22 protein-coding genes and 1 pseudogene are annotated in these 25127 nt (G+C 71.5%); 16 read left to right on the top strand and 7 right to left on the bottom strand.

The annotated features are described in order from the left end of the window. Positions 1-106 precede the first annotated feature (106 nt). The 4 genes from ACF1G2_RS06685 (at position 107) to ACF1G2_RS06670 (ending at position 4951) form a co-directional block, all read left to right on the top strand. Complete coding sequence (locus ACF1G2_RS06685) at positions 107-1555, top strand: helix-turn-helix domain-containing protein (protein WP_391797214.1); 1449 nt, start codon at positions 107-109, stop codon at positions 1553-1555. Between the two features lie 138 nt (positions 1556-1693). Beyond that, positions 1694-2851, top strand: a complete 1158-nt coding sequence (locus ACF1G2_RS06680) for an acyl-CoA dehydrogenase family protein (protein ID WP_361851611.1) — start codon at positions 1694-1696, stop codon at positions 2849-2851. After that, positions 2852-3712, top strand: a complete 861-nt coding sequence (gene tesB, locus ACF1G2_RS06675; RefSeq protein ID WP_391797213.1) for an acyl-CoA thioesterase II — start codon at positions 2852-2854, stop codon at positions 3710-3712. A 261-nt stretch (positions 3713-3973) separates the two neighbouring features. After that, complete coding sequence (locus ACF1G2_RS06670; protein ID WP_391797212.1) at positions 3974-4951, top strand: cation diffusion facilitator family transporter; 978 nt, start codon at positions 3974-3976, stop codon at positions 4949-4951. Positions 4952-5192: 241 nt separating this feature from the next. Here the strand turns inward: ACF1G2_RS06670 and ACF1G2_RS06665 are convergent, their stop codons facing one another. Both ACF1G2_RS06665 and ACF1G2_RS06660 read right to left on the bottom strand, forming a co-directional pair. Next, entirely contained in the window at positions 5193-5978 is a 786-nt protein-coding gene (locus tag ACF1G2_RS06665; protein WP_391797211.1) for a phosphatase, read from the bottom strand. Positions 5979-6040: 62 nt separating this feature from the next. After that, positions 6041-6628 (bottom strand): TetR/AcrR family transcriptional regulator, encoded by a 588-nt coding sequence (locus ACF1G2_RS06660; protein ID WP_391797210.1) that lies wholly within the window; start codon positions 6626-6628, stop codon positions 6041-6043. An 87-nt stretch (positions 6629-6715) separates the two neighbouring features. On the opposite strand from ACF1G2_RS06660, the gene ACF1G2_RS06655 reads away from it, so the two are divergent. From ACF1G2_RS06655 to ACF1G2_RS06635, 5 genes are all read left to right on the top strand, one after another. Further along, positions 6716-8323, top strand: a complete 1608-nt coding sequence (locus ACF1G2_RS06655) for a carboxyl transferase domain-containing protein (RefSeq protein WP_391797209.1) — start codon at positions 6716-6718, stop codon at positions 8321-8323. An 8-nt stretch (positions 8324-8331) separates the two neighbouring features. Continuing rightward, positions 8332-10329, top strand: a complete 1998-nt coding sequence (locus tag ACF1G2_RS06650; RefSeq protein WP_391797208.1) for an acetyl/propionyl/methylcrotonyl-CoA carboxylase subunit alpha — start codon at positions 8332-8334, stop codon at positions 10327-10329. Beyond that, entirely contained in the window at positions 10326-11261 is a 936-nt protein-coding gene (locus ACF1G2_RS06645) for a hydroxymethylglutaryl-CoA lyase (protein WP_391797207.1), read from the top strand. The genes ACF1G2_RS06650 and ACF1G2_RS06645 overlap by 4 nt, the downstream gene beginning before the upstream one ends. Before the next feature lie 7 nt (positions 11262-11268). Continuing rightward, positions 11269-12429 carry an acyl-CoA dehydrogenase family protein gene (locus ACF1G2_RS06640; protein ID WP_384514845.1) on the top strand — a complete coding sequence of 387 codons (1161 nt, stop codon included), beginning with the start codon at positions 11269-11271 and terminating at the stop codon, positions 12427-12429. Between the two features lie 84 nt (positions 12430-12513). Next, the gene (locus tag ACF1G2_RS06635; protein ID WP_391797206.1) at positions 12514-13017 is read left to right on the top strand and encodes a GNAT family N-acetyltransferase; all 504 of its coding nucleotides are present in this window, start codon (positions 12514-12516) and stop codon (positions 13015-13017) included. Positions 13018-13030: 13 nt separating this feature from the next. Here the strand turns inward: ACF1G2_RS06635 and ACF1G2_RS06630 are convergent, their stop codons facing one another. The 5 genes and pseudogenes from ACF1G2_RS06630 to ACF1G2_RS06610 all read right to left on the bottom strand — a co-directional run. Beyond that, positions 13031-14923: an SMI1/KNR4 family protein gene (locus ACF1G2_RS06630; RefSeq protein WP_391797205.1), complete on the bottom strand. Its 1893-nt coding sequence runs from the start codon at positions 14921-14923 to the stop codon at positions 13031-13033. Between the two features lie 96 nt (positions 14924-15019). Then, entirely contained in the window at positions 15020-16468 is a 1449-nt protein-coding gene (locus ACF1G2_RS06625) for a membrane-associated oxidoreductase (RefSeq protein ID WP_391797576.1), read from the bottom strand. A gap of 85 nt (positions 16469-16553) precedes the next feature. After that, on the bottom strand, positions 16554-17105 hold the full coding sequence (locus ACF1G2_RS06620; protein WP_391797204.1) for a GNAT family N-acetyltransferase: 552 nt from the start codon (positions 17103-17105) through the stop codon (positions 16554-16556). Between the two features lie 9 nt (positions 17106-17114). Beyond that, positions 17115-17252, bottom strand: a complete 138-nt coding sequence (locus tag ACF1G2_RS06615; RefSeq protein ID WP_391797575.1) for a DUF397 domain-containing protein — start codon at positions 17250-17252, stop codon at positions 17115-17117. A 43-nt stretch (positions 17253-17295) separates the two neighbouring features. Continuing rightward, positions 17296-17382: pseudogene (locus ACF1G2_RS06610) on the bottom strand (XRE family transcriptional regulator); the annotation flags it as partial. A gap of 85 nt (positions 17383-17467) precedes the next feature. On the opposite strand from ACF1G2_RS06610, the gene ACF1G2_RS06605 reads away from it, so the two are divergent. From ACF1G2_RS06605 to ACF1G2_RS06575, 7 genes are all read left to right on the top strand, one after another. Then, positions 17468-17893 (top strand): ATP-binding protein, encoded by a 426-nt coding sequence (locus ACF1G2_RS06605; RefSeq protein ID WP_391797203.1) that lies wholly within the window; start codon positions 17468-17470, stop codon positions 17891-17893. 116 nt (positions 17894-18009) lie between these two features. Beyond that, positions 18010-19056, top strand: coding sequence for an ABC transporter substrate-binding protein (locus ACF1G2_RS06600; RefSeq protein ID WP_391797202.1), 1047 nt, complete (start codon positions 18010-18012; stop codon positions 19054-19056). 4 nt (positions 19057-19060) lie between these two features. After that, a complete protein-coding gene (locus ACF1G2_RS06595; RefSeq protein WP_391797201.1) occupies positions 19061-19927 on the top strand; it encodes a siderophore-interacting protein in 867 nt (288 codons plus the stop codon). Positions 19928-20054: 127 nt separating this feature from the next. After that, entirely contained in the window at positions 20055-21494 is a 1440-nt protein-coding gene (locus ACF1G2_RS06590) for a pyridoxal phosphate-dependent decarboxylase family protein (protein ID WP_391797200.1), read from the top strand. After that, positions 21481-22764, top strand: a complete 1284-nt coding sequence (locus ACF1G2_RS06585; RefSeq protein WP_391797199.1) for a lysine N(6)-hydroxylase/L-ornithine N(5)-oxygenase family protein — start codon at positions 21481-21483, stop codon at positions 22762-22764. Before ACF1G2_RS06590 ends, ACF1G2_RS06585 begins: the two co-directional genes overlap by 14 nt. Next, positions 22761-23294: a GNAT family N-acetyltransferase gene (locus ACF1G2_RS06580; RefSeq protein ID WP_391797198.1), complete on the top strand. Its 534-nt coding sequence runs from the start codon at positions 22761-22763 to the stop codon at positions 23292-23294. Before ACF1G2_RS06585 ends, ACF1G2_RS06580 begins: the two co-directional genes overlap by 4 nt. Continuing rightward, positions 23291-25063: an IucA/IucC family protein gene (locus ACF1G2_RS06575; RefSeq protein ID WP_391797197.1), complete on the top strand. Its 1773-nt coding sequence runs from the start codon at positions 23291-23293 to the stop codon at positions 25061-25063. The genes ACF1G2_RS06580 and ACF1G2_RS06575 overlap by 4 nt, the downstream gene beginning before the upstream one ends. Positions 25064-25127 lie beyond the last annotated feature (64 nt).

The raw sequence follows: 25127 nt of genomic DNA, 5'->3' as shown, positions 1-25127 counted from the left end.
GTCGGGACAGGACGGGGTTCCGCACAACGCCGACGCGCCCTCCTTCCGTGCCGGAACCGTTCCACCCCCGCTGACGTGGGAGTACGTAAAGGGGGGTGGAACGCGGATGGGACGGACGCAGGACCCGGCGGTCGACGAGTTCGCGCGGCGGGTGCGTGAGCTCAAGGAACGGTCCGGCCGGAGTTACGGCGCTCTCGCGCGACGGCTGAACGTGAGCACGTCCACGCTCTTCCGGTACTGCTCCGGCGAGACGGTGCCGGAAGCGTTCGCCGTGGTCGACCACCTGGCGCGGCTCAGCGGGGCGACCGAGGAGGAGCGGCGCGCGCTCCACGGCCTGTGGACAAGCGCGGACCGGATCCGCCGACCGCCCGCGCCGCGCCCGCCGACCCCGCGGCCCGCCCAGGCCCCGACGCCGAGTCCGGCGCCGAGTCCGGGTCCGTCTCCCGCCCCGGGCTGGGGCCCGGGTCTGGGCTCGGGTGCGGCCCCGGGTTCCGCCCCGGCCCCGCGCTCGGGTCCGTCTCGGGCGGACGCGGAAGCGCCCCCGCCCCCCATGGCACCCGCACCCTCGCCTCTGCCGGAAGTCGGCACGGCGCCCGCCCCCGGTCCCTCCGGCGGGCCCTCCGACGGCCGTCGCACGCGGCTGCGGGCCCGGACCGCCGCCGTGGTCACCGCCGCCCTGGCCCTGTTCGCGCTCGGCCCCTCGGCCGCGCCCGGCCCCGGACTCGCCTCCGCCGGCGGACCGACCCCGGCCGCGCCGTCCGGCCCGTCCGCCCCGGCCGCCTCCTCGCACCCGCCCGGGACCGCGACTCCGACCGCTCCGACCACCCCGGCCGCCCCTTCCGGGACCGCCGCACCCTCCCCCGCCAAGACCGCTCCCACCGAAGCCACTCCGACTCCGACCACACCCCCCGCGCCCCCCTTCACCTGGACCGTCGCGTCCCACGTCTGGGAGCAGGGGTGCGGCCACACCTATCTCGTCGACGCCGGGCCCGGGCGCGTGCCTCCGCCCCCGGCGGCGCAGGACGCCGCCCCGTGGGCGCGTGCCCAGGGCGCCGTGCACGGAGGGAACACCCTCGTACGGGTCTCCCTCCAGGGGAGGTCCCCGACGACGGCCGTGGTGCTCCAGGCGCTTCACGTCAGGGTCACCGGCCGCGCCGAGCCGCCCGCGTGGAACGCCTACCGGATGGACAACGGCTGCGGCGGGGCCGTCACCCCGCGCCACTTCGACGTGAACCTCGACAAGCCCCGGCCCGTCGCACGGCCGGTCGCGGGCTACGACGCGTCGGGGGCGACCGGCCGCCCGATCCCCGCGGTCTCCCTCCCGTACGCCGTGACGGCCTCGGCCCCCGAGGAACTGCTGGTGACCGCACGGACGGCGGGCTGCGACTGCCGCTGGTACCTGGAGCTGGAGTGGAGCAGCGAGGGCCGCTCCGGCACGGTCCGGATCACCGACGACGGCCGGCCGTTCCGCACCGGCGCCCTGAAGAGGAGCGCGGTGTTCGAGTACGACACCGTCGGCCACCGGTGGCTGCCCGGCACAGCGCCCGGATCCTGAGCACCGCCGGGCCGGACGTGATGTGGGCAACGCTGGTGCCCCCAGATCTGGACAGCGGCGCGAACCGATGGGTAACTTGACTGAGCAAGCGCTTAGGCATAGTGCGTCAGGTACGCAGGACTCCGAAGGAGGCGGCTCGTGCGCCGTACGGTATTCAACGAGGACCACGAGGCGTTCCGGGAGACCATCCGGGCCTTCATCGAGGCCGAGGTCGTCCCCGTCTACGACGAGTGGTTCGCCGCGGGCCAGGCACCGCGCGAGTTCTACGGCAAGCTCGGCGAGCTGGGCATCTTCGGCATCAACGTCCCCGAGGAGTTCGGCGGCGCGGGCCTGGACACCCACAAGTTCGAGGCCGTCCTGTACGAGGAGACCTCGCGGGCGGGCGTCCAGTTCGGCGGCTCCGGCGTGCACGTGCTGCTCGCCCTGCCCTACATCAAGATGCTCGCCACCGACGAGCAGAAGAAGCGTTACCTCCCGAACTTCGTCTCCGGCGACGAGATGTGGGCGCTGGCGATGACCGAGCCGGGCACCGGCTCCGACGTCGCGGGCATGAAGACCACCGCCAAGCTCTCCGAGGACGGCACGCACTACGTCCTCAACGGTGCCAAGACCTTCATCACCGGTGGCGTCCACGCCGACCGCGTGATCGTCTGCGCCCGTACCTCCGCCCCGACGGCCGAGGACCGCCGTTTCGGCATCTCGCTCTTCGCCGTGGACACCAAGTCCGAGGGCTACTCCATCGGCCGCAAGCTGGACAAGCTCGGCCTGCGCACCTCCGACACCGCCGAGCTGGCGTTCGTCGACGTGAAGGTGCCGGTCGAGGACCTGCTCGGCGAGGAGGGCAAGGGCTTCTACTACCTCGGCCACAACCTGGCCTCCGAGCGCTGGGGCATCGCCTTCGGCGCCTACGCGCAGGCCAAGGCCGCCGTCCGCTTCGCCCAGCAGTACGTGCAGGAGCGCACCGTCTTCGGCAAGCCGGTCGCGCACTTCCAGAACACCAAGTTCGAGCTGGCCGCCTGCCAGGCCGAGGTGGACGCGGCCGAGGCCGTCGCCGACCGCGCTCTGGAGGCCCTGGACGCGGGCGAGCTGACCCCGGCCGAGGCCGCGAGCGCGAAGCTCTTCTGCACCGAGGTCGCCCACCGCGTGATCGACCGCTGCCTCCAGCTGCACGGCGGCTACGGCTACATGAACGAGTACCCGATCGCGCGCCTGTACGCCGACAACCGCGTCAACCGCATCTACGGCGGCACCAGCGAGATCATGAAGTCGATCATCGCCAAGTCGATGGGTCTGTAAGTGCCCGAGGCTCTCGACGCCCTGCTCGATCTGCTCGACCTGGAGCAGATCGAGCAGAACCTCTTCCGGGGACAGTCCCGTTCCGCCGTCGTCCCCCGCGTCTTCGGCGGCCAGGTGGCCGCCCAGGCGCTGGTCGCGGCGGGCCGGACCGTCCCGGAAGACCGCCTCGCCCACTCCCTGCACGCGTACTTCCTGCGGGCGGGGGACCCGGGCGCGCCGATCGTGTACACCGTGGACCGCATCCGCGACGGCCGGTCCTTCACCACCCGCCGGGTCGTCGCCGTCCAGCACGGGCGGCCGATCTTCCACCTCTCCGCGTCCTTCCAGACGTACGAGGAGGGGCTGGAGCACCAGTACGACATGCCGGCCGCGCCGGACCCGGAGTCCCTGCCGACGGCGGCCGAGATGCTGCCCCGGCACCTTCCGGCCGATGTCGCCGCGCGCCTGGTCGAGGCGCGGGCGGCGGTGGACCTGCGGTACGCCGACACCCCGCCCTGGGGCTCCGTCGGGGAGCCGCGCGAGCCGCGCTCGCAGGTCTGGTTCCGTACGAACGGCAAGCTGGCCGACGACCCGCTGCTGCACGTCTGCCTGGCCACGTACGTCTCCGACATGACGCTGCTCGACTCGGTGCTGCTCGCCCACGGGCGGGGCGGCTGGGCGGTCGGGGACGTCGTGGGGGCCTCGCTGGACCACGCGATGTGGTTCCACCGGCCGTTCCGGGCGGACGAATGGCTGCTGTACGACCAGGAGTCGCCGTCCGCGTCGGGCGGACGCGGGCTCGGTCAGGCGCGGATCTACACCCAGGACGGGCGGCTGGCGATCTCCGTCATCCAGGAGGGCGTCGTCCGCGTCCCGCGCTGAGGCGCCGACGACGTGCGGTCCCGCGACCCGGCGAGGTCTCCGGGCGGGGTTCGGCCCGGCCTCCGGGCCCGCCTCCAGCCGGTCTCCCGTCCATCTCCCGCCTGTCTCCGGCCGCTGGCCGGGGATGGTCTGTTCCGTCCAGACGACTGCATCGAGCGCATGCGGCTGACGGATCCAGCCATGCCCTGTTTCCAGCACCGTCGTGCGGGAGGGGCGGTGTCGTTGGCCTTCCGCACCGGCACCCGGACATACCGTCCGACCATGGCACAGAACGGCGACTCGCAGAACGGCTCGCGGAACGGCCCGCGGAACGGCTCGCAGAACAGCGAGAGCACCTTCACCGTGATCGTGGCGGCGGTGGCGAACCTCGGGATCGCCGTCGCCAAGGCGGTGGCGGGCGTGATCAGCGGGTCGAGCGCGATGCTCTCCGAGGCGGCACACTCGGTCGCCGACACGGTCACCGAGGTCATGCTGCTCACCGCGCTCAGGCGCAGCGAGAAGCCGGCCGACGAGGACCATCCGCTCGGGTACGCGAACGAGCGCTACGTCTGGGCGCTGCTCGCCGCCGTCGCCACCTTCGTCGGTGGCGCGGTCTTCTCGTTCTACGACGGCATCCACACGCTCGTGTACGGCGAGGAGGTGGGCGACCCGCTCGTCTCCTACATCGTGCTCGGCGTCGCCTTCGTCCTGGAGGGCTTCTCGCTGCGGACCGGCGTCCGGCAGGTCAAGGGCGAGGCGGAGCGGATGGAGGCTCCCTTCGGCCACTACCTGCGGCGCACGCCCGACACCACGGTCAAGGCCGTGGTGATGGAGGACTCGGCGGCCCTGGCGGGGCTGCTGCTCGCCGCGGGCGGTCTGCTCGGCGTGGAGGTCACCGGCGACAGCCTCTGGGACGGTGTCGCCTCGATCCTGATCGGCGCCCTGCTCGTGTACGTGGCGTGGGTGCTGGGCCGCTCCAACGCGGAGCTGCTGATCGGCCGCCCGGTGCCGAGGCGGATGCGGGACGAGATCCGCGAGGAGCTGCTGACCGTGCCGCACATCATCGACGTGCTCGAACTGACGACGCTGATCCAGGGGCCGGAGGAGGTACTGGTCGCGGCGAAGATCGACTTCCGGGACGTGTCGTCGGCGGGGCAGGTGGAGTGGGCGTGCGAGGAGGCGGAGCAGCAGCTGCGAGAACGCTTCCCGCCCATCCGCCGCGTCTACCTGGACCCGACACCGGCCCGCCGCGGGCGGTGAGGCGCCTCGGTGCGCGCAGGCGCGTTGCCTCCCACCCGCCGTTGTGGCAACTGTTCCGCAGGGGCGTGGGGGTCCCCCCGGGCGGAGTCTGGGGAGGGTGGGCACCACCCGACGAGGGCCGCACCCCTTGGCGCCGCAGGCACGGGGGCCTGGGCCCGGCAAGGGCGTCGTCCCGGGGGCGACCGTCCCGCCCCAGCGGGACGGTCGCCCACACGGAGGGCGAGGGAAGGGTGCCGGCGCTTCAGGCCGAGGCGAGGCCCGCCGCGTCCAGGAGGTAGGCCGTCAGGGGTTCGTAGGAGCGGGGGTCCAGGACGTGGTCGTCCAGCGGGATCGTGACCTGCATCGTCCCCTCCGCCTCCCCGATGAACAGCGCGGGATCGTTGCAGTCCGCGTATCCGACGGAGTCGATCCCCCGCTGCCCCGCGCGGCCGGCCCAGCCGTGGTCGGCGACGACCAGGTCGGGCCGGGCCTCGCCCAGGGCCTCCAGGCCGTCCAGGATCGCGTTCATCGGCTCCGGCGAATGGGTGTGCCAGAGGCTGGCGCCCCGCTCGAAGACGGCGACGTCGGCGAACTGGACGACGTACCCCTCGTCGGCCGTGAGCCCGCCCGGGATCCGTACGATGTCGCAGCCCTGGGCGCGCAGCGCCGCCGCGACCCGGCTGTGGGCGTCGATCAGCGCGCCCGGATGCCCGGTCGCGAAGAGGACCCGCTCCCGCCCGGCGGCGGCCTTGCGCAGGCGCGCGGCCGCCCGGTCGAGGGCGTCGACGGTCAGTTCGGGATCGATGGTGTCCTGCCCGGTGCGGTGGGCGGGGTCGTCGTTCACCCCGCACCGCTCGGCCATCACGGCGAGGACGTCCTGCTCGTCCGCCCACCGGTCGCCGAGTTCCAGACCGAGCCAGTAGTGCCGGTCTCCGTTGGCGAGCTTGCGGTAGTGGGAGAGGTTGTTGTCGCGCGGGGTGGCGACATCGCCCGCGATCCGGGTCCGTACGAGGTGCTCGACTAGGGCGGGGCGACTGAGTATCGGCATGGGCCTCATTCTGCCGGGCCGCCGCCGCACCGGCGGCCCGATTTCACCCCGTGGACCGGTGGCTACGCCTCCGCGAGCGCCCCGAACGCCCCGTGCGCCAGCCGCCGCAGCAGCTCCTCCATCGACTGGCGGCCCAGCGCGGCGAGGTGCGGCGTCGAGTTCAGGAGGCCGAACACGGCGTGGACCGCGGCCCGCACCTCCGACTCCCCGGCCGCCGGGTACAGCTCCCGTACGACCGCCACCCACAGCTCCACGTACTGGCGCTGGAGCTGGCGCACCCGCTTGCGGTCCTCGTCCTTGAGCCGGTCCAGCTCCCGGTCGTGCAGGGTGATCAGGGGCCGGTCGTCGAGCGCGAAGTCGATGTGCCCGTCGATGAGCGAGCCGAGCAGGGCCCGCGGGCCGCCCGACGTCTCGCCGACCCGGAGCCGGCCGCCGTCCAGGAGCCGCTCGCTGATGCCGACGAGCAGCTCGGCGAGCATCGCGTCCTTGCCGGGGAAGTGCCGGTAGAGCCCGGGACCGCTGATGCCGACGGCCGCTCCTATCTCGTCGACGCCCACCCCGTGGAAGCCGCGCTCGGCGAAGAGGCGAGCGGCCTCCTTGAGGATCTGCTCGCGTCGCGTGGGGGCGTCGGTCCTGGCGGTGGTGGTCATGCAAGCGATTCTAGACAACCGGGTTAGCGGTCGTTAACCTGAAGGCCATACGTTAACGCTCATTAACCGAGCAAGGGAGCTCGAGAGATGCAGCAGGCACCTGTGCTGACGAGCGCGGCGGACCCCACGTCGGCGGCCTGGCAGGCCAATGAGGCGGCGCACCACGAGCTCTCGGCCACACTCCGCGCCAAGCTCGCCGCGGTGGCGCTCGGCGGTGGCGAGAAGGCGCGCGCCCGGCACACCGCGCGCGGCAAACTGCTGCCGCGCGACCGCGTGGACACGCTCCTGGACCCGGGTTCCCCGTTCCTGGAACTGGCCCCGCTCGCCGCGAACGGCATGTACGGCGACGCGGCACCGGCCGCCGGCGTCATCGCGGGCATCGGGCGGGTCTCGGGCCGTGAGTGCGTGATCGTCGCCAACGACGCCACCGTCAAGGGCGGCACGTACTACCCGATGACGGTGAAGAAGCACCTGAGGGCCCAGGAGGTGGCGTTGGAGAATCGTCTCCCCTGCCTCTACCTGGTGGATTCGGGCGGCGCGTTCCTGCCGATGCAGGACGAGGTCTTCCCCGACCGCGAGCACTTCGGCCGGATCTTCTACAACCAGGCCCGGATGTCCGGCGCCGGCATCCCGCAGATCGCGGCGGTCCTCGGCTCCTGCACGGCCGGCGGCGCGTACGTCCCGGCGATGAGCGACGAGGCCGTGATCGTACGGAACCAGGGCACGATCTTCCTCGGCGGTCCGCCGCTGGTGAAGGCCGCGACCGGCGAGGTCGTCACGGCGGAGGAGCTGGGCGGCGGCGAGGTGCACTCCCGTACGTCCGGGGTCACCGACCACCTCGCCGAGGACGACGCCCACGCGCTGCGCATCGTCCGGAACATCGTCGCCACCCTGCCCGCGCGGGGCGAACTGCCCTGGTCGGTCGAGCCGGTCGAGGAGCCGAAGGTGGACCCCGCCGGGCTCTACGGCGCGGTGCCGGTGGACTCCCGCACCCCCTACGACGTCCGCGAGGTCATCGCGCGGATCGTGGACGCCTCCCGCTTCCAGGAGTTCAAGTCCGAGTACGGGCAGACGCTGATCACCGGCTTCGCCCGGATCCACGGTCACCCGGTCGGAATCGTCGCCAACAACGGCATCCTCTTCGCCGAGTCCGCCCAGAAGGGCGCGCACTTCATCGAGCTGTGCGACCAGCGCGGCATCCCGCTGCTGTTCCTGCAGAACATCTCGGGCTTCATGGTCGGCAAGGACTACGAGGCGGGCGGCATCGCCAAGCACGGCGCCAAGATGGTGACCGCCGTCGCTTGTACGCGGGTGCCGAAGCTGACCGTGGTCGTCGGCGGCTCGTACGGCGCGGGCAACTACTCGATGTGCGGCCGGGCGTACTCGCCGCGCTTCCTGTGGATGTGGCCGAACGCCAAGATCTCGGTCATGGGCGGCGAGCAGGCCGCGTCCGTCCTCGCGACGGTCAAGCGGGACCAGCTCGGCGACGAGTGGAGCGCGGAGGACGAGGAGGCCTTCAAGGCCCCGATCCGCGCGCAGTACGAGACCCAGGGCAACGCCTACTACGCGTCGGCGCGGCTCTGGGACGACGGGGTCATCGACCCGATGGAGACCCGCCAGGTGGTGGGCCTCGCCCTGACGGCCTGTGCCAACGCGCCCCTGGGTGACCCCCAGTTCGGCGTCTTCCGGATGTGAGGGAGTCCATGTTCGACACAGTGCTCGTCGCCAATCGCGGCGAGATCGCGGTCCGGGTCATCCGCACCCTGCGCGCGCTCGGCGTGCGTTCGGTGGCGGTCTACAGCGACGCCGACGCCGACGCGCGCCATGTGCGCGAGGCGGACACGGCGGTACGGATCGGTCCGCCGGCGGCCTCGGAGTCGTACCTCTCGGTCGAGGCGCTCCTCGACGCGGCGCGCCGGACGGGCGCGCAGGCGGTGCACCCGGGCTACGGCTTCCTCGCCGAGAACGCGGGCTTCGCGCAGGCGTGCGCGGACGCGGGTCTGGTCTTCATCGGCCCTCCGGCGTCCGCGATCTCCCTGATGGGCGACAAGATCCGGGCGAAGGAGACGGTGAAGGCGGCGGGCGTGCCGGTCGTCCCCGGCGCGGCCGACCCGGAACTGGAGGCGGCGGCACGTGAGCTGGGCGCCCCGGTCCTGTTGAAGCCCTCGGCGGGCGGCGGCGGCAAGGGCATGCGGCTCGTCCGCGACCTCTCGACGCTGACCGACGAGATCGCGGCGGCCCGGCGGGAGGCGCGCTCCTCGTTCGGGGACGACACGCTGCTCGTGGAGCGGTGGATCGACCGGCCGCGGCACATCGAGATCCAGGTCCTGGCCGACGGCCACGGCAACGTGGTGCACCTGGGCGAGCGCGAGTGCTCGCTCCAGCGCCGCCACCAGAAGATCATCGAGGAGGCCCCGAGCGTCCTGCTGACGCCCGAGATCCGCGAGGAGATGGGTGCGGCGGCGGTCGACGCGGCCCGCTCGTGCGGATACGTGGGCGCGGGGACGGTCGAGTTCATCGTGCCGGGCGGGGACCCGTCCTCGTACTACTTCATGGAGATGAACACCCGCCTCCAGGTGGAGCACCCGGTCACCGAGCTGATCACCGGCATCGACCTGGTGGAGTGGCAGCTGCGCGTCGCGGCGGGCGAGAAGCTGGGCTTCGGCCAGTCGGACGTCCGCCTGGACGGCTGGGCGATCGAGGCCCGCATCTGCGCCGAGGACCCCGCGCGCGGCTTCCTCCCCTCGGGCGGCACGGTCCTGGCACTGGGCGAGCCCCAGGGCGCGGGCGCGCGCACGGACTCGGGCCTGAGCGTGGGCACGGAGGTCGGCAGCCTCTACGACCCGATGCTCGCGAAGGTCATCGTCCACGCGGAGGACCGTCCCACGGCCCTCCGCCGCCTCCGTGCGGCCCTCGCGGACACGGTCACCCTGGGCGTGCAGACGAACGCGGGCTTCCTCCGCCGCCTCCTCGCCCACCCGGACGTCATGACCGGCGACCTGGACACCGGCCTGGTGGAACGGGACGCGGAGAGCCTGATCGACGCGTCCGTACCGGAGGAGGTCTACGCGGCGGCGGCGCTGGTACGCCAGTACCCGGCGGCGACGGCCCCGGCGGGCGCCTGGACGGACCCCTTCGACGCCCCCTCCGGCTGGCGCCTCGGCGGCCGGCCCGCCTGGACCCCGCACCACTTCCGCGTGCCGGGCCACGACCCGGTGGCGATCCGCGTACGCGGCACGGCGACGAGCGCCGAGCTGCAGCTTCCCGGGGACCCCGGCGACACCGGGGCGTCGCGGGGCGGCGTGGGGGAGATCTCCGCCCACCACGCCACCGTGCACCTCGACGGCGTCGTCCACCGCTTCCACCTCGCCCCCTCCCCGGAGGGGATCTGGCTCGGGCGGGACGGGGACTCCTGGCACGTCCAGGACCACGACCCCGTCGCCGCCGCCCTCACCGGCGCGCGTCACGGCGGTGCCGACACCCTCGCCGCGCCCATGCCCGGCACCGTCACCGTCGTCAAGGTCGCGGTCGGGGACGAGGTCGAGGCCGGGCAGAGCCTGCTCGTCGTCGAGGCCATGAAGATGGAGCACGTCATCTCCGCCCCGCACGCCGGCACCGTCACCGAGCTGGACGTCACGCCCGGCTCCACCGTCGCCATGGACCAGATCCTGGCCGTGGTGACCCCCAGGGAGGAAGCATGACCACGGGCCTGCCCATGCACGTGCCCGCGCCCGGGCTCCCCGCCCGGGTCCGGATCCACGAGGTCGGCCCCCGCGACGGCCTGCAGAACGAGAAGACCGTCGTCCCGACCGCCACGAAGGCCGAGTTCGTGCGGCGGCTCGCCGCCGCCGGGCTCGCCACCGTCGAGGCGACCAGCTTCGTCCACCCCAAGTGGGTGCCCCAGCTCGCGGACGCGGAGGAGCTGTTCCCGCTCCTCCAGGGCGTCCCCGCCCGGCTGCCGGTCCTCGTGCCCAACGAGCGCGGCCTCGACCGCGCCATGGCCCTCGGCGCCCGCGAGATCGCCGTCTTCGCCTCCGCCACGGAGTCCTTCGCGAAGGCCAACCTCAACCGGACCGTCGACGAGGCCCTCGCCATGTTCGAGCCCGTCGTCACCCGCGCCATAGAGCAGGGTCTCCGCATCCGCGGCTACCTCTCCATGTGCTTCGGCGACCCCTGGGAGGGGGCCGTCCCCGTCGAGCAGGTCGTCCGCGTCACCAAGGCGCTGGCCGAGATGGGCTGCGACGAGCTGAGCCTCGGCGACACGATCGGCGTCGCCACGCCCGGTCACGTCACCCGGCTCCTCCAGGCCCTGAACGAGGCCGGGGTGCCCACCTCCCGCCTCGCCGTGCACTTCCACGACACCTACGGCCAGGCCCTCTCCAACACCCTCGCCGCCCTCCAGCACGGCGTCACCACGGTCGACGCCTCCGCCGGCGGCCTCGGCGGCTGCCCGTACGCCAAGAGCGCCACGGGCAACCTCGCCACCGAAGACCTCGTATGGATGCTCGACGGCCTCGGCGTCGAGACCGGGGTCGACCTGGCCGCCCTCACCGCCACCAGCGTGTGGATGGCCGAGCAACTGGGCCGACCGAGCCCGTCCCGTACCGTCCGCGCCCTCTCCCACAAGGAGTGACGTACCCATGTCCCTCGACCACCGGCTCTCCGAAGAGCACGAGGAACTCCGCCGCACCGTGGAGGAGTTCGCGCACGACGTCGTCGCGCCCAAGATCGGCGACTACTACGAGCGCCACGAGTTCCCGTACGAGATCGTCCGCGAGATGGGGCGGATGGGCCTGTTCGGCCTGCCCTTCCCCGAGGAGTACGGCGGCATGGGCGGCGACTACCTCGCCCTCGGCATCGCCCTGGAGGAGCTCGCCCGCGTCGACTCCTCGGTCGCCATCACCCTGGAGGCGGGCGTCTCGCTCGGCGCGATGCCGGTCTACCGCTTCGGCACCGAGGAGCAGAAGCAGGAGTGGCTCCCCCGGATGTGCTCGGGCGAGATCCTGGGCGCCTTCGGCCTGACCGAGCCCGGCGCGGGCAGCGACGCCGGCGGCACCCGCACCACCGCCGTCCGTGACGGCGACGACTGGGTCATCAACGGCTCGAAGTGCTTCATCACCAACTCCGGTACGGACATCACGGGTCTGGTCACCGTCACCGCCGTCACCGGCCGCAAGCCCGACGGCCGCCCGCTGATCTCCTCGATCATCGTCCCCTCCGGCACCCCGGGCTTCACCGTCGCCGCGCCCTACTCCAAGGTCGGCTGGAACGCCTCGGACACCCGCGAGCTGTCCTTCGACGACGTCCGCGTCCCGGCGGCGAACCTGCTCGGCGAGGAGGGCCGCGGCTACGCGCAGTTCCTCCGGATCCTCGACGAGGGCCGGATCGCGATCTCGGCGCTGGCGACCGGGCTCGCGCAGGGCTGTGTCGACGAGTCCGTGAAGTACGCGAAGGAACGTCACGCCTTCGGCCGGCCGATCGGCGACAACCAGGCCATCCAGTTCAAGATCGCGGACATGGAGATGCGGGCGCACATGGCCCGGATCGGCTGGCGGGACGCGGCCTCGCGCCTGGTCCTCGGCGAGTCGTTCAAGAAGGAGGCGGCGCTGGCGAAGCTGTACTCCTCCACCGTCGCCGTCGACAACGCCCGTGAGGCCACGCAGATCCACGGCGGCTACGGCTTCATGAACGAGTACCCCGTGGCCCGCATGTGGCGCGACTCCAAGATCCTGGAGATCGGCGAGGGCACGAGCGAGGTCCAGCGCATGCTGATCGCCCGCGAGCTCGGCCTCTCGGCCTGACCGTCGCCCCGCGAACGCGCCCGGCCTCCCTCGGTCCCGAGGGAGGCCGGGCGCGTTCGCGATGTCCCTTGAGAGAGTGAGGTCATGACCACGCACGAGACGATGGCGTACCACCTGGAGACCGAGCGGCTGATCCTGCGGCCGTGGGCCGAGTCGGACGCCGAGGAGTTCTGCGACCTGCTCGCCGAGCGCGGCAAGGGGAGGCCTCCGGTGGAACGCATCCGGTCGTCCATAGCGGAGCTTCTCGCAGCGACGGAGAACACGGGGATCGCTCTTCTCCCCGTCCAGCGGCGCGAGGAGGGCGACTTCATCGGCTACTGCGGGTTGATCATCGGCCGCACCACCCTGGAGGAGCCCGAGATCGCCTACGAGTTGTTCCAGCGCGCGCACGGGCGCGGCTACGCCACCGAGGCGGCCGGCGCGGTGCTCGACGCCGCGATCGCGACCGGGCGGAAGCGGCTCTGGTCGACCGTCGGCACGTGGAACAAGCCGTCGCTCCGCGTGCTGGAGAAACTCGGCTTCGAGCGGGACCACCTCTCCATGGAGGAGAACGGCGAGGTGGCTTGGCTCACGCGCTCGTTGCCGTGAGCCAGGAACCGGATCAGGGCCGGTGCCGTACGAAGGTCAGGTAGGCGAAGCCCTCGCCCTCCTGCGGCGCCCGGGTCCACGACCGGGTGGTGAAGGTGGGGAGCCTGCCCCGGGTCAGCGCGAAACGGGGCAGTGAGAGCCCCAGTTCGGTGTGCAGGGCCTCCAGCAACCGCAGTTCGCGGTCCGTCTCGGAGTCCTCCGGGCGGCACAGCCGGGCGGGGTCCAGGGCCTCGGGTATCGCGCCGGAGCGCTCGACCTCCGCGCCCCGCAGGGTGAACGCGTAACGCTCCTCACCCCGTTCGGCCACCGAGAGGTGGAAGGCGGCCGGCGACGAGCTCCTCGGCTCGCGCCACACCACCACCGCGCGCCCTGCCGGCGAAGCGGCCTGCGCGGGCGACCGGAACAGGTCGCCCATGATCCGGTGGGAGTGGCCGTCGAAGGCGAACGCCCACCCCTCGGCCGTGCGGCCTGCGGCGACCACGGCCCGGTCCTCCCAGAGTTCCACGCCCTCCCGCTCATGCGGCTTCGGCGCCCGCCGGGACGCCTCACCCGGATCGGTGGGCACGCTCAGCTCGGCGCCCTCCTCACCGATCAGGGCGGGCAGGCCGGTGGGATCGGTCGCCTCGACCCACACACAGCGGTAGGCGTCGAGCGGTCGCCCGTACATCGCGGGCCCGGTCAGCCAGGCGAGACCCGGCGGGTCGAGATCGGGCGCGGACTCGAGAGCGGGCCCCTTCTCCCCCGCCCTCGGTGTCGCGAGGATCTCCCGCCCCCGCTCCGGGGTGACCAGCGGACCCAGGACCGGATCGGCGAGCAGGCCGAGCGGAGCGACGAGCGAGGGCCCGGGAGCCTCCCACAGCGGGAGCGCGTCCCGCAGTACCCGCCACGCGGCGTCGGTCGCACCCCAGCGGGCCGACTCCCGCGCCTCGGCGACGGCGCGGCCCCACGCACCGGCGGGCGCGTAGCGATGGCTGCCGTCCCGCAGCGCGCTCAGCACGCCCTCGGCGGTACTCCGGGGCACCCCACGGGCTTCCATCATGCCCAGCCAGTGGTCGTCCCCGCCCAGCCTCCGTTCACCACGGGCCGGCGTCATGGCATGCACGGGCAGAAGCTCCGGCAGGTACCGCGGATCGGCCACCAGGAGGCCGTAGTCCTGGGCGCCGCCCGGAGCCGACAGGTGCCGGAGCTGGTTGAAGAGGACGGCGCTCCCCGGCCGCCCGAAGGACCGGGCCTCCTCCAGCAGGGGCAGGGCCTCCTCGTACCGTCCGCGCAGGGTCAGCCGGTGGGCCTCCTCCACTCGGGCGTCCTGCGCACGCGTGGTCGCGTTCACGAAGTCGGGTCTGTCCACCCGGTCGGCGTGGAAGCCGCGGTACATGGCCTCCATGTACGCGCGGAACGACGGGTATCGGTCCGGGAACTCCCCGCCCCAGCCCTTGTGGACGTAGAGCGCCCACTCGCCGTCCTGGCCGGTGTCGCCCGGGTCGAGCAGGGCGTGCGACATGTCGGAGTCCGTCTCCAGCCGCAGCGCCCGCCGCCACATCCCGGCCAGCAGGACGTCCTCCTCGGTCGGATCGTCCCCCAGACCCTCCTCGTAGAGCGCCGTCATGTCGAAGGGATCCCCGAACCAGTCGATGTCCGCGGCGCCGCCGAGCTGATAGATCCCGGCCGGCTGATCCACGTGCCACCCGTCGCTGACCGCCAGGAACTCCCGGTACGAGGGCGGCAGACGCCGCCCCAGCCGTTCCTCGGCCGCGACGACGGCCGCCTCCTCCGCGGCGGGCCGGGCGGGGGAGCCGGGGCCGAGCCCGCCGTCCTCGCCCTCCTCCTCGTCCGCGTCGGCGCGCGGAACCCACTCCTGCCGCCAACGCGAGAGAAACTCATGCCAGTCGAAAGATCCGCCGCTCATGCCCGCATGGTGGCACCCGGCACTGACACCAGGGCCCGTTGCGCAAGCGCCATCCGCTGGAAGACCGCGAGACCGCGGTTCCGGGGCAGGGCAGGGTCACTGTCGGTTGAGATTCCGGGTCACTCCGGCAGCGATGGTCGTGGCCAGGATCCAGCCTGCTGCGATGAGGAGGTAGGACAGCCATTGGTAGAGGCTGGTGGGAGTGAACGCCTTCTCCTGGCCGAAGTCGACGATGGGCAGGAGCAGGTCGAGGGCGTAGACGACGGGGTTGAACTCCGGGCCTTTGCCGCGCTCGGCCCGGGGAGGGTGGTCGAGACCGAAGGCGACGGAGCCGAGGAGCAGCAGGGCGAGGAGCCAGGCCATGGCACGGGTGGGGCGGAAACCGTAGCCGACGGTTGCGTCCTGGAGGTGGCCCCAGAGCTTGCCGTACCAGGGCAGCGTGGTCCGGTGTCGGCGCTGCTTGGCGAGTTGGACGGTACGGGCTTCGGCGTCGTCACCGACGCGGCGGTACACGGCCGCGAGTTGCTCGTAGGCGTGAGGCACGAAGCCGTCCTCGTCCCGATCGAGCAGTGCGAGTCGTTGTGCGGCGGGCAGGCGCGGAGCGAGGGTCTCGTACGTCAGGCCCTCCAGACGTACCGTCGCGGGCCAGACCTCGGGCTTGGCGTGGATGACCTTGAAGTTGGCGTAGTGCATCTTGACGTCGCCGGAGACCGGGGCCGCGTCCCAGAGCGAGAACCCCAGTGCCTCACAGCTGCTGACTCCCAGGGCGACACCTCCCGGGTTGCGGAGCCGGGCCTCGATGAAGGTGAGCCAGCCGGTGACCTTGGCCGCGGTGAGCCTGACGCGGCCTTCGGCCTGGAGGCCGCCCGCGTTGAGTCTGGCCCCGACCGTGAGGTGGGCGGCGTTGAGGGCATCGCCGCTCGGGTTCTTGATGTGGGCGTCCTCGAGATCGAGACCGCCCTCGATGCGGGTGGCTTCCAGGCGTATCTCGCCGAGTGCCACAAGCCCGGGCGCCCAGACGTCGTTGCCGACGGCGGCGCGGCTGAGCTCGAGCGCGGGCCCGCCGTCGGCGCCGAGGCGGGCGCGGTCGAGGAAGATTCCGCCCGTGACCTGAGCGCTGCCCAACTGCAAGCTCCCGGGGATACGGCAGCCGGTGAGCCGCAGGACGTCATCGACGCGTATGGCGGTGGCCCTGAGGGCGGGGAGGTACGACGAGCTGAGGTCGAGCAGGCTGGTCTGTGTTCCGTGGAACTGCGGCGCCTGCTCGAAGCGGCAGGCGGTGAGGCGGACGGGGTGGGGTATCTCCGCGTACTGGAGGTTCAGGACGCCGGCGATCCGGGCGCCGGCGAGGTGCAGGGCGGGCACTTCGCCGGGTTCGGACGGATCGCCGAGGAGAAGGGTGCGAATGACCTCGGCGCGGACCGTGCGCTCCGGACCCCAGGCTCGAGGATGTTCGGGATCCTCGTCCTGGGCTTGGCGGAGGTCGATCGGTTCACCGCGGGGGAACGCCTGGCAGAGGCGGCGTTCCAGCGCTGTCAGGTCCATGATCTCCACGTGCGGGACCCTACCCCGTGGGGGCGATGCCCCGGAGATTCCCCGGGGAAGGTGGCCGGAGCCTGCGCACCAGGTCCTAGACCTCGGGGAGGGACGGGTCGGGCGTCCAGGGAGCCGGTGCGGTGCGGGACCACCGCTCGTGGTCGCGCCAGGCCCCGTCGATGAAGAGGTAGTCGGGCGACATGCCCTCGTACCGGAAGCCCAGGCGCTCGACCAGGGCCAGTGAGGCCTTGTTGCCGGGCTGGATGTTCGCCTCCAGCCGGTGGAGGCGCAGGTCGTCGAAGGCGTACCGAAGGACGGCGGTGAGCCCTTCGGCCATGTACCCGCGCCCCGCGGACGGGGCGAAGGCCGCGTAACCGAGGGACGCGCCCTGGTAGCGGCCCCGGATGATCGAGTTGATGTTGACCGTCCCGGCGGCCTCGCCGGTCTCCCGGACCCTGATCAGGTAGCCCCGGTTGGTGCCGTCCTCGAAACGGCGCATCCACGCGTGGAACTGCTCCGCGTTCGCGGGGAGTTGCATCCACGGCGCGTGGAGCTCGGCGCTGGCCCGGACGAGCGAGCAGAACTCGTCCTGGTCGTCGAGGGTGAGCGGGCACAGTTCGACTCGGGAGGGCGTCGTGTCGGGCATGCGCCCATGCTAGGCCGGGCCGAGAAGCCCCCGGGAGGTGGCGGCCACGAAGGTGCTGAACGCGTCGGGGGACGCCAGGAAGACGGGCCCTTCGGGGTTCTTGGAGTCGCGGACGGCGATGTGGGCGGTGAGGGAGGCGACCTCGATGCACTGCCCACCGGTGTCGCTGCTGTAGGAGGACTTACGCCGGCCCTGCCTCCTCCCGCAGGCGCCGGAGTTCGGAGCCGTAGTAGTCCAGCGGCGAGGCGCTCGGATCGAGGCTGCGGATGTTGACCACGAGGAGTGTCACCCCCAAGCTCACGCCGCGAGGCGTTGTGTTCGGTCCGTAGCCGAGCGTAACGACCCGCGCCCAACCTGGTGGCATGAATCAGGCAACCGACCTCTTCCCGCCCCCACTTCGGAACAGCTACCGCATGGGCTTCACCGTCGGTGAGCACTCCGCCGGTCACGTGCGCCGCATCCTCCGCATGTTCCTCGGCCGTTGGGAGCTCGACTCCCTCGCCGACGACGCCGAGCTCGCGCTCACCGAGCTGGTCGCCAACGTCGTACGGCACGTTCCCGGGCGGCGCTGCACCGTGCTGATCCTGCGGGAGCCGCACGGGCTTCGGGTGGAGGTGGCCGACACCGCACCCGGGCCGCTGTACGCCAAGGCGGCCGAGCCGCTCGCGGAGGGCGGGCGGGGGCTCGCGCTCGTCGAGGCCGTGACCGACCGGTGGGGAGTGGAGCCGTCACCGGACGGCAAGAACGTGTGGTTCGAGTGCGACGCACCGAGCTTGCATATGCCTTGAGCATGTGACGTAGAGCCCAGTGATCACCCCTATTGATCGACCTGAGGTTAGGCTAACCTACCTTCGACTTGCCCAGGCCGAACCCCAGCTCGGCTCGTACCGAAAGCGACTTCGCCATGCCCAGCAACGCCCGAGCCACCCATCTCACCCGTCGCGGCCTGCTCGCAGCCGGCGGCGCCCTCGGGCTCGGCGCCGCGCTCGCCGCCTGCGGCAGCGAGACCAAGGGCAGCGACTCGGCCGGCTCCTCGGAAAAGGCCGGTCCGTGGAAGTTCACCGACGACCGCGGCACCGCCGTCGAGGCGAAGTCCACCCCGAAGAACATCGTCGCCTTCACCGGAATGGCCGCCGCCCTCAAGGACTTCGGCATCGAGGTCAAGGGCGTCTTCGGTCCGACCACGGTGAAGGACCCGAAGACGGGCGCGGAGACGCCGGACGTGCAGGCCGGTGACCTCGACGTCAAGAAGGTCAAGATCCTCGGCAACGTCTGGGGCGAGTTCAAGATCGAGGAGTACCTCAAGCTCAACCCGGACCTTCTCATCACCGACATGTGGGAGAAGAACGACCTCTGGTACGTCCCGGCCGAGCAGAAGGACAAGATCCTCAAGGTCGCCCCGAGCGTCGCCCTGTGGGCCGCGGACAAGTCGATGCCGACCGTCCTCCAGCGCCACGCCGACCTCGCCGCCTCCCTGGGCGCCGATGTGAAGACCAAGCAGATCCTGGCCGACAAGGCACGCTTCGAGGCCGCCGCCGAGCGCGTCCGCCAGGCCGCCAAGGGCAAGAAGGACATCAAGGTCCTGATCGGCTCCGGCTCCCCCGACCTGTTCTACGTCTCCACCCCGGTCCGGCCGACCGACACGCTCTACTTCCAGGAGCTGGGCATCAACATCATCACGCCCGACAAGCTGGACCAGGGCGGCTGGTTCGAGGGTCTGAGCTGGGAGAACGTCGACAAGTACAAGGCCGACGTCATCCTGCTCGACAACCGCACCTCGGCCCTGCAGCCGGAGGCACTCAAGGCCAAGCCGACGTGGGCCGCGCTGCCCGCCGTCAAGGCCGGCCAGGTCTACCCGCGGGTGACCGAGCCCATCTACTCGTACGCCAAGTGCGCCCCGCTCCTGGAGGACCTGGCCAAGGCGCTGGAGAACGCGAAGAAGGTGGCCTGACCCCATGACGAGCGCCGGGACCGCCCCGTTCCAGTTCTTCAGCCTTGAGGTCGACCGGACGAGGCGGCTCGGCCCGTCGCTGGTCCGCGTCACCTTCACGGGAGAGGACCTGAAGTCGTTCGCCTCCGGGGGCCGCGACCAGTCGCTCTCCCTCTTCCTGCCGCACCCCGGCCAGGACGCCCCCGTCCTGCCGCCGCTGGACGACCCCGACATGTACGCGATCCTCGGGGCCTGGCGCGCGATGCCGGACGACGAGCGTGCCGTGATGCGCTCGTACACCGTCCGCGAGCAGCGCACGGAGCCGCGGAACGAGGTCGACATCGACTTCGCGCTCCATACAGCGACATCAGCCGCTGACGCGGCGGGCGTCGGCCCCGCCTGCCGCTGGGCGCAGCAGGCGAAGCCCGGTGACCGGGTGGTCGTGCTCGGTCCGGCGACGGCCGCCAACACGGCCGTGCGCTTCCAGCTCCCGGACGACGCCGACTCCGTCCTCGTCTGGGCGGACGAGACGGCCCTGCCGGCCGCCGCGGCGATCCTGGAGTGGCTGCCGGCCGAGATCCGCGCCCACGTCTATCTCGAAGTCCCGTACTCCGGCGACCGCATGGAGCTGGCGACACAGGCCGACGCGACCGTCACCTGGCTGATCCGTGAGGAGGGCGCGCCGTCCGCCGTGGAGGCGGTGCGTGCCGCGGAGCTGCCGGGCGAGGCGCCGTACGTCTGGATCGCGGGCGAGTCCGGTTCCGTGAAGGAGCTGCGCCGTCATTTCGTGCGCGAGCGTGAACTCGACCGTCGCCGGGTGACGTTCGTCGGTTACTGGCGCAAGGGGCTGTCCGAGGACGCCCTGCGCGAGACGCCCGAGGACGAATCGTGAGGTGACGGCGGTGACGCCCGCACCCTGAGGGGGCGAGGGGGCGTTGCGATGCAAAGTTAGGTTAGGCTAACCTTACTTACGCACCGCAACGCCCCCTCGCCCCTTTTCCGTCCGGAGGACCATCCCCATGCGTTCCCACCTGCTCAACGACGCCACGGCGGAGAGCTACCGGCGCTCCGTCACCGAAGGAGTCGAGCGGGTGGCGGAGAAACTCGCCGCGACGCGACGCCCGTTCAGCGGTGTCACCCCCGCGGAGCTGGCGCCCACCATCGACGCCGTCGACCTCGACAAGCCGCTCGGCGACTCCTCCGCCGCCCTCGACGAGCTCGAGAGCGTCTACCTCCGCGACGCCGTCTACTTCCACCACCCGCGCTACCTGGGCCACCTCAACTGCCCGGTCGTGATCCCCGCCGTGCTCGGCGAGGCCGTCCTCTCGGCGGTCAACTCCTCGCTCGACACCTGGGACCAGAGCGCGGGCGGCACCCTGATCGAGCGCAAGCTCATCGACTGGGCCACCGGGCGCATCGGCTTCGGCCCCTCGGCCGACGGCGTGTTCACCAGCGGCGGCTCGCAGTCCAACCTCCAGGCCCTGCTCCTCGCCCGCGAGGAGGCCAAGACGAAGGACCTGTCCAAGCTGCGCGTCTTCTCGTCCGACTGCAGCCACTTCAGCGTCCAGAAGTCGGCCGGCCTGCTCGGTCTCGGTCCCGACGCCGTCATCTCCATCCCGGTGGACCGGAACAAGCGGATGCAGTCGGTCGTCCTCGCCGCCGAGCTGGAGGCCTGCCGCGCCGAGGGCCTGGTCCCGATGGCGATCGTCGCCACCGCCGGCACCACGGACTTCGGCTCCATCGACCCGCTGCCCGAGATCGCCGCCCTCGCCGAGGAGTACGGTGCCTGGATGCACGTCGACGCCGCCTACGGCTGCGGACTGCTCGCCTCGCTCAGCCGCCGCCACCTCCTGGACGGCATCGAGCACGCCGACTCGGTGACGGTCGACTACCACAAGTCCTTCTTCCAGCCCGTGAGCTCCTCCGCCGTCCTGGTCCGCGACGGAGCCACGCTGCGCCACGCGACCTACCACGCGGACTACCTCAACCCCCGTCGCACAGTGGCCGAGCAGATCCCCAACCAGGTCGACAAGTCCCTGCAGACCACGCGCCGCTTCGACGCGCTGAAGCTCTGGATGACTCTGCGCGTCATGGGCGCCGACGGCGTCGGCGAGCTCTTCGACGAGGTCTGCGACCTGGCCGAGGCCGGCTTCGCCCTGCTCGCCGCCGACCCGCGCTACGACGTGGTCGTCGAGCCGCAGCTGTCCACGCTGGTCTACCGCTACATCCCCGAGAACGTCACCTCGCCCGCCGAGATCGACCGCGCCAACCTCTATGCCCGCAAGGCGCTCTTCGCCTCCGGCGAGGCCGTCGTCGCCGGGACCAAGGTCGACGGCCGCCAGTACCTGAAGTTCACCCTGCTCAACCCCGAGACGACCGTGGCCGACATCGCCGCCGTCCTCGATCTGATAGCCGGCCACGCCGAGCAGTACCTGGGAGAGACCCTTGTCCACGCCTGATACCCCCGACGCGTACGACTTCATCGGCATCGGGCTCGGTCCGTTCAACCTCGGCCTCGCCTGCCTCACCGAGCCCATCGACGAGCTGAACGGCCTCTTCCTGGAGTCCAAGCCCGACTTCGAGTGGCACTCCGGGATGTTCCTGGAGGGCGCGCACCTCCAGACCCCGTTCATGTCGGACCTCGTCACGATGGCCGACCCGACGTCCCCGTACTCCTTCCTCAGCTACCTGAAGGAGAAGGGCCGGCTCTACTCGTTCTACATCCGCGAGAACTTCTATCCGCTGCGGACCGAGTACAACGACTACTGCCGCTGGGCCGCAGACAAGATGCGCAGCATCCGCTTCTCCACGACCGTCTCCTCCGTCGCCTACGACGAGGCCGGCCAGGAGTACGTGGTGACGACCGAGGCCGGAGAGACCTTCCGGGCCCGCCGGATCGTGCTCGGCACCGGCACCCCGCCGTACGTCCCCGACTCCTGCCAGGGCCTCGGCGGCGACCTGACCCACAACTCGCGCTATCTCCAGAACAAGGAGACGCTGCAGAAGAAGAAGTCGATCACCCTGGTCGGCAGCGGCCAGAGCGCGGCGGAGATCTACTACGACCTCCTCTCCGAGATCGACGTCCACGGCTACCGGCTCAACTGGGTGACGCGCTCCCCGCGCTTCTTCCCGCTGGAGTACACCAAGCTGACGCTGGAGATGACCTCGCCGGAGTACGTGGACTACTTCCACGCGCTGCCCGAGCAGACCCGGTACCGCCTGGAGAACCAGCAGAAGAACCTGTTCAAGGGCATCGACGGCGAGCTGATCGACGCCATCTTCGACCTGCTGTACCAGAAGAACCTGGCCGGCCCGGTCCCCACCCGCCTGCTCACCAACTCGGCCCTGCACTCCGCCGCGTACGACGACACGAGCGGTACGTACACGCTCGGCTTCCACCAGGAGGAGCAGGAGAAGGACTTCACGGTGGAGACCGAGGGCCTGATCCTCGCCACCGGCTACAAGTACGCCGTCCCCGCCTTCCTGGAGCCGGTCAGGGACCGCCTCCGGTGGGACGGGCAGGGCCGCTTCGACGTGGCCCGCAACTACTCGATCGACACGACGGGCCAGGGCGTCTTCCTGCAGAACGCCTCCGTGCACACACACTCCATCACCTCGCCCGACCTCGGCATGGGTGCGTACCGCAACGCCTACATCATCGGAGCGATGCTGGGCTACGACTACTACCCCGTCGAGAAGACCATCGCGTTCCAGGAGTTCGCAGTATGAGCAGCATCCGCTTCCGCCCCCTCGATCCGCTCGCGGACGCACAGCTGATCCACCCCTGGGTCACGCACCCCAAGGCCGCCTTCTGGATGATGCAGGACGCGAAACTGGAGGACGTCGAGCGCGAGTACATGGCGTTCGCCGCCAACCCGCACCACGAGGCCTTCATAGGCCTGGTGGACGGTGAGCCGGCGGTCCTCATGGAGCGCTACGACCCCTCGCAGCTGGAGCTGGTCGGGCTCTACGAGCCGCGGCCCGGCGACGTCGGCATGCACTTCCTGGTCGCGCCGACCGACACTCCCGTGCACGGCTTCACCCGCGCCGTCATCACCGCCGTGATGCACGAGCTGTTCGCCGACCCGGCCACCGAGCGCGTCGTCGTCGAGCCGGACGTGGCCAACAAGGCCGTGCACGCGCTCAACGAGGCCGTCGGCTTCGTGCCCGAGCGGGAGATCCAGAAGCCGGAGAAGAAGGCCCTGCTGAGCTTCTGCACGCGTGCCCAGTTCGAGGCCGCCGTGGGAGTCGCCGTATGAACCCCGTCGCCCACCTCACCCCCGCCCGCTGGGCGGACGCCAACCGCGCGCTGATCCGCAAGGGCCTCGCCGAGTTCGCCCACGAGCGGCTGCTCGACCCGCAGGAGCTGGGCGAGGACCGCTACCGCGTCCTCAGCGACGACGGCGCCGTCGAGTACCGCTTCACCGCCGACCGCTACGCCCTGGACCACTGGCAGATCGACCCCGGCTCCATCAGCCGCCACCGGGGCGACGAGCACCTCCCGCTCGACGCGCTCCAGTTCGTCACCGAGCTGCGCGGCTCGCTCGGCCTGAGCGACGAGATCCTGCCGGTCTACCTGGAGGAGATCTCCTCCACCCTGGCCGGAACGGCGTACAAGTCGACCAAGCCCCCCGTCACCTCCGCCGAACTGGCCCGCGCGGACTTCCAGGCCGTCGAGACCGGGATGACCGAGGGCCACCCCTGCTTCGTCGCCAACAACGGCCGGCTCGGCTTCGGCGTCGACGAGTACCGTGCGTACGCTCCCGAGGCCGCCGCCCCGATCCATCTGATCTGGCTGGCGGCCCGGCGCGACCGCACCACCTTCACGGCCGGCGCGGGCATCGACTACGACGCGTTCATCCGCGCCGAGCTGGGCGACAAGGCGGTCGACGGCTTCGCCGGGATCCTCGCCGAGCGGGGCCTGGACCTGGCCGACTACCTGCTGATGCCGGCCCACCCCTGGCAGTGGTGGAACAAGCTGTCGGTCACGTTCGCCGCCGAGGTCGCCCAGGAGCGCCTGGTCTACCTGGGCGAGGGCGACGACGCCTACCTGGCACAGCAGTCGATCCGCACCTTCTTCAACACCGCGGATCCCGCCAAGCACTACGTCAAGACGGCGCTGTCGGTCCTCAACATGGGCTTCATGCGGGGCCTGTCGGCCGCGTACATGGAGGCGACCCCGGCGATCAACGACTGGCTGTCCGGGCTGATCGAGGCCGACCCCGTCTTCACGGCGGCCCGCTTCTCGATCATCCGCGAGCGGGCGGCGGTCGGCTACCGACACCTGGAGTACGAGGCCGCGACCGACCGCTACTCCCCCTACCGCAAGATGCTCGCCGCGCTCTGGCGCGAGTCCCCGGTGGCCTCCCTGGCGCCGGGTGAGCGGCTCGCGACGATGGCCTCGCTGCTCCATGTCGACCACGAGGGCGCGTCCTTCGCGGGCGCCCTGATCAAGGACTCGGGCCTGGCGCCGACGGAGTGGCTGCGCGGCTACCTGGACGCGTACCTGCTGCCGGTGCTGCACAGCTTCTACGTGTACGACCTGGTCTACATGCCGCACGGCGAGAACGTGATCCTGGTCCTCGACGAGCGGGGCGCGGTCGTCCGGGCGGTGTTCAAGGACATCGCCGAGGAGATCTGCGTGATGGACCCGGCCGCGGTCCTGCCGCCCGCGGTGGAGCGGGTGCGGGCCGACGTCCCCGAGGACATGAAGCTGCTGTCGATCTTCACCGACGTCTTCGACTGCTTCTTCCGCTTCATGGCGGCGACGCTGGCGGCCGAGGGCACGCTCGACGAGGAGGCGTTCTGGCGGACGGTCGCGGAGTGCGTGCGCGGCTACCAGGAGTCCAAGCCGGAGCTCGCGGAGAAGTTCGCGCAGTACGACATGTTCGCGGAGACGTTCGCGCTCTCGGCCCTGAACCGCCTGCAGCTGCGCAACAACCGGCAGATGGTGGACCTGTCGGACCCGTCCGCGGCGCTCCAGCTGATCGGCGACCTGGTGAACCCCATCGCGCGGTTCGCCCGCTGAGACCGGCGTGTGCCCGGCGGAGTACGGTCCTCCGCCGGGCACACGCTTCTTTCCTCCGTGTTCT

Source organism: Streptomyces sp. NPDC013457 (assembly GCF_043089925.1).
Classification (GTDB): Bacteria; Actinomycetota; Actinomycetes; order Streptomycetales; family Streptomycetaceae; genus Streptomyces.
This window is presented reverse-complemented; position numbering and strand designations above follow the sequence as displayed.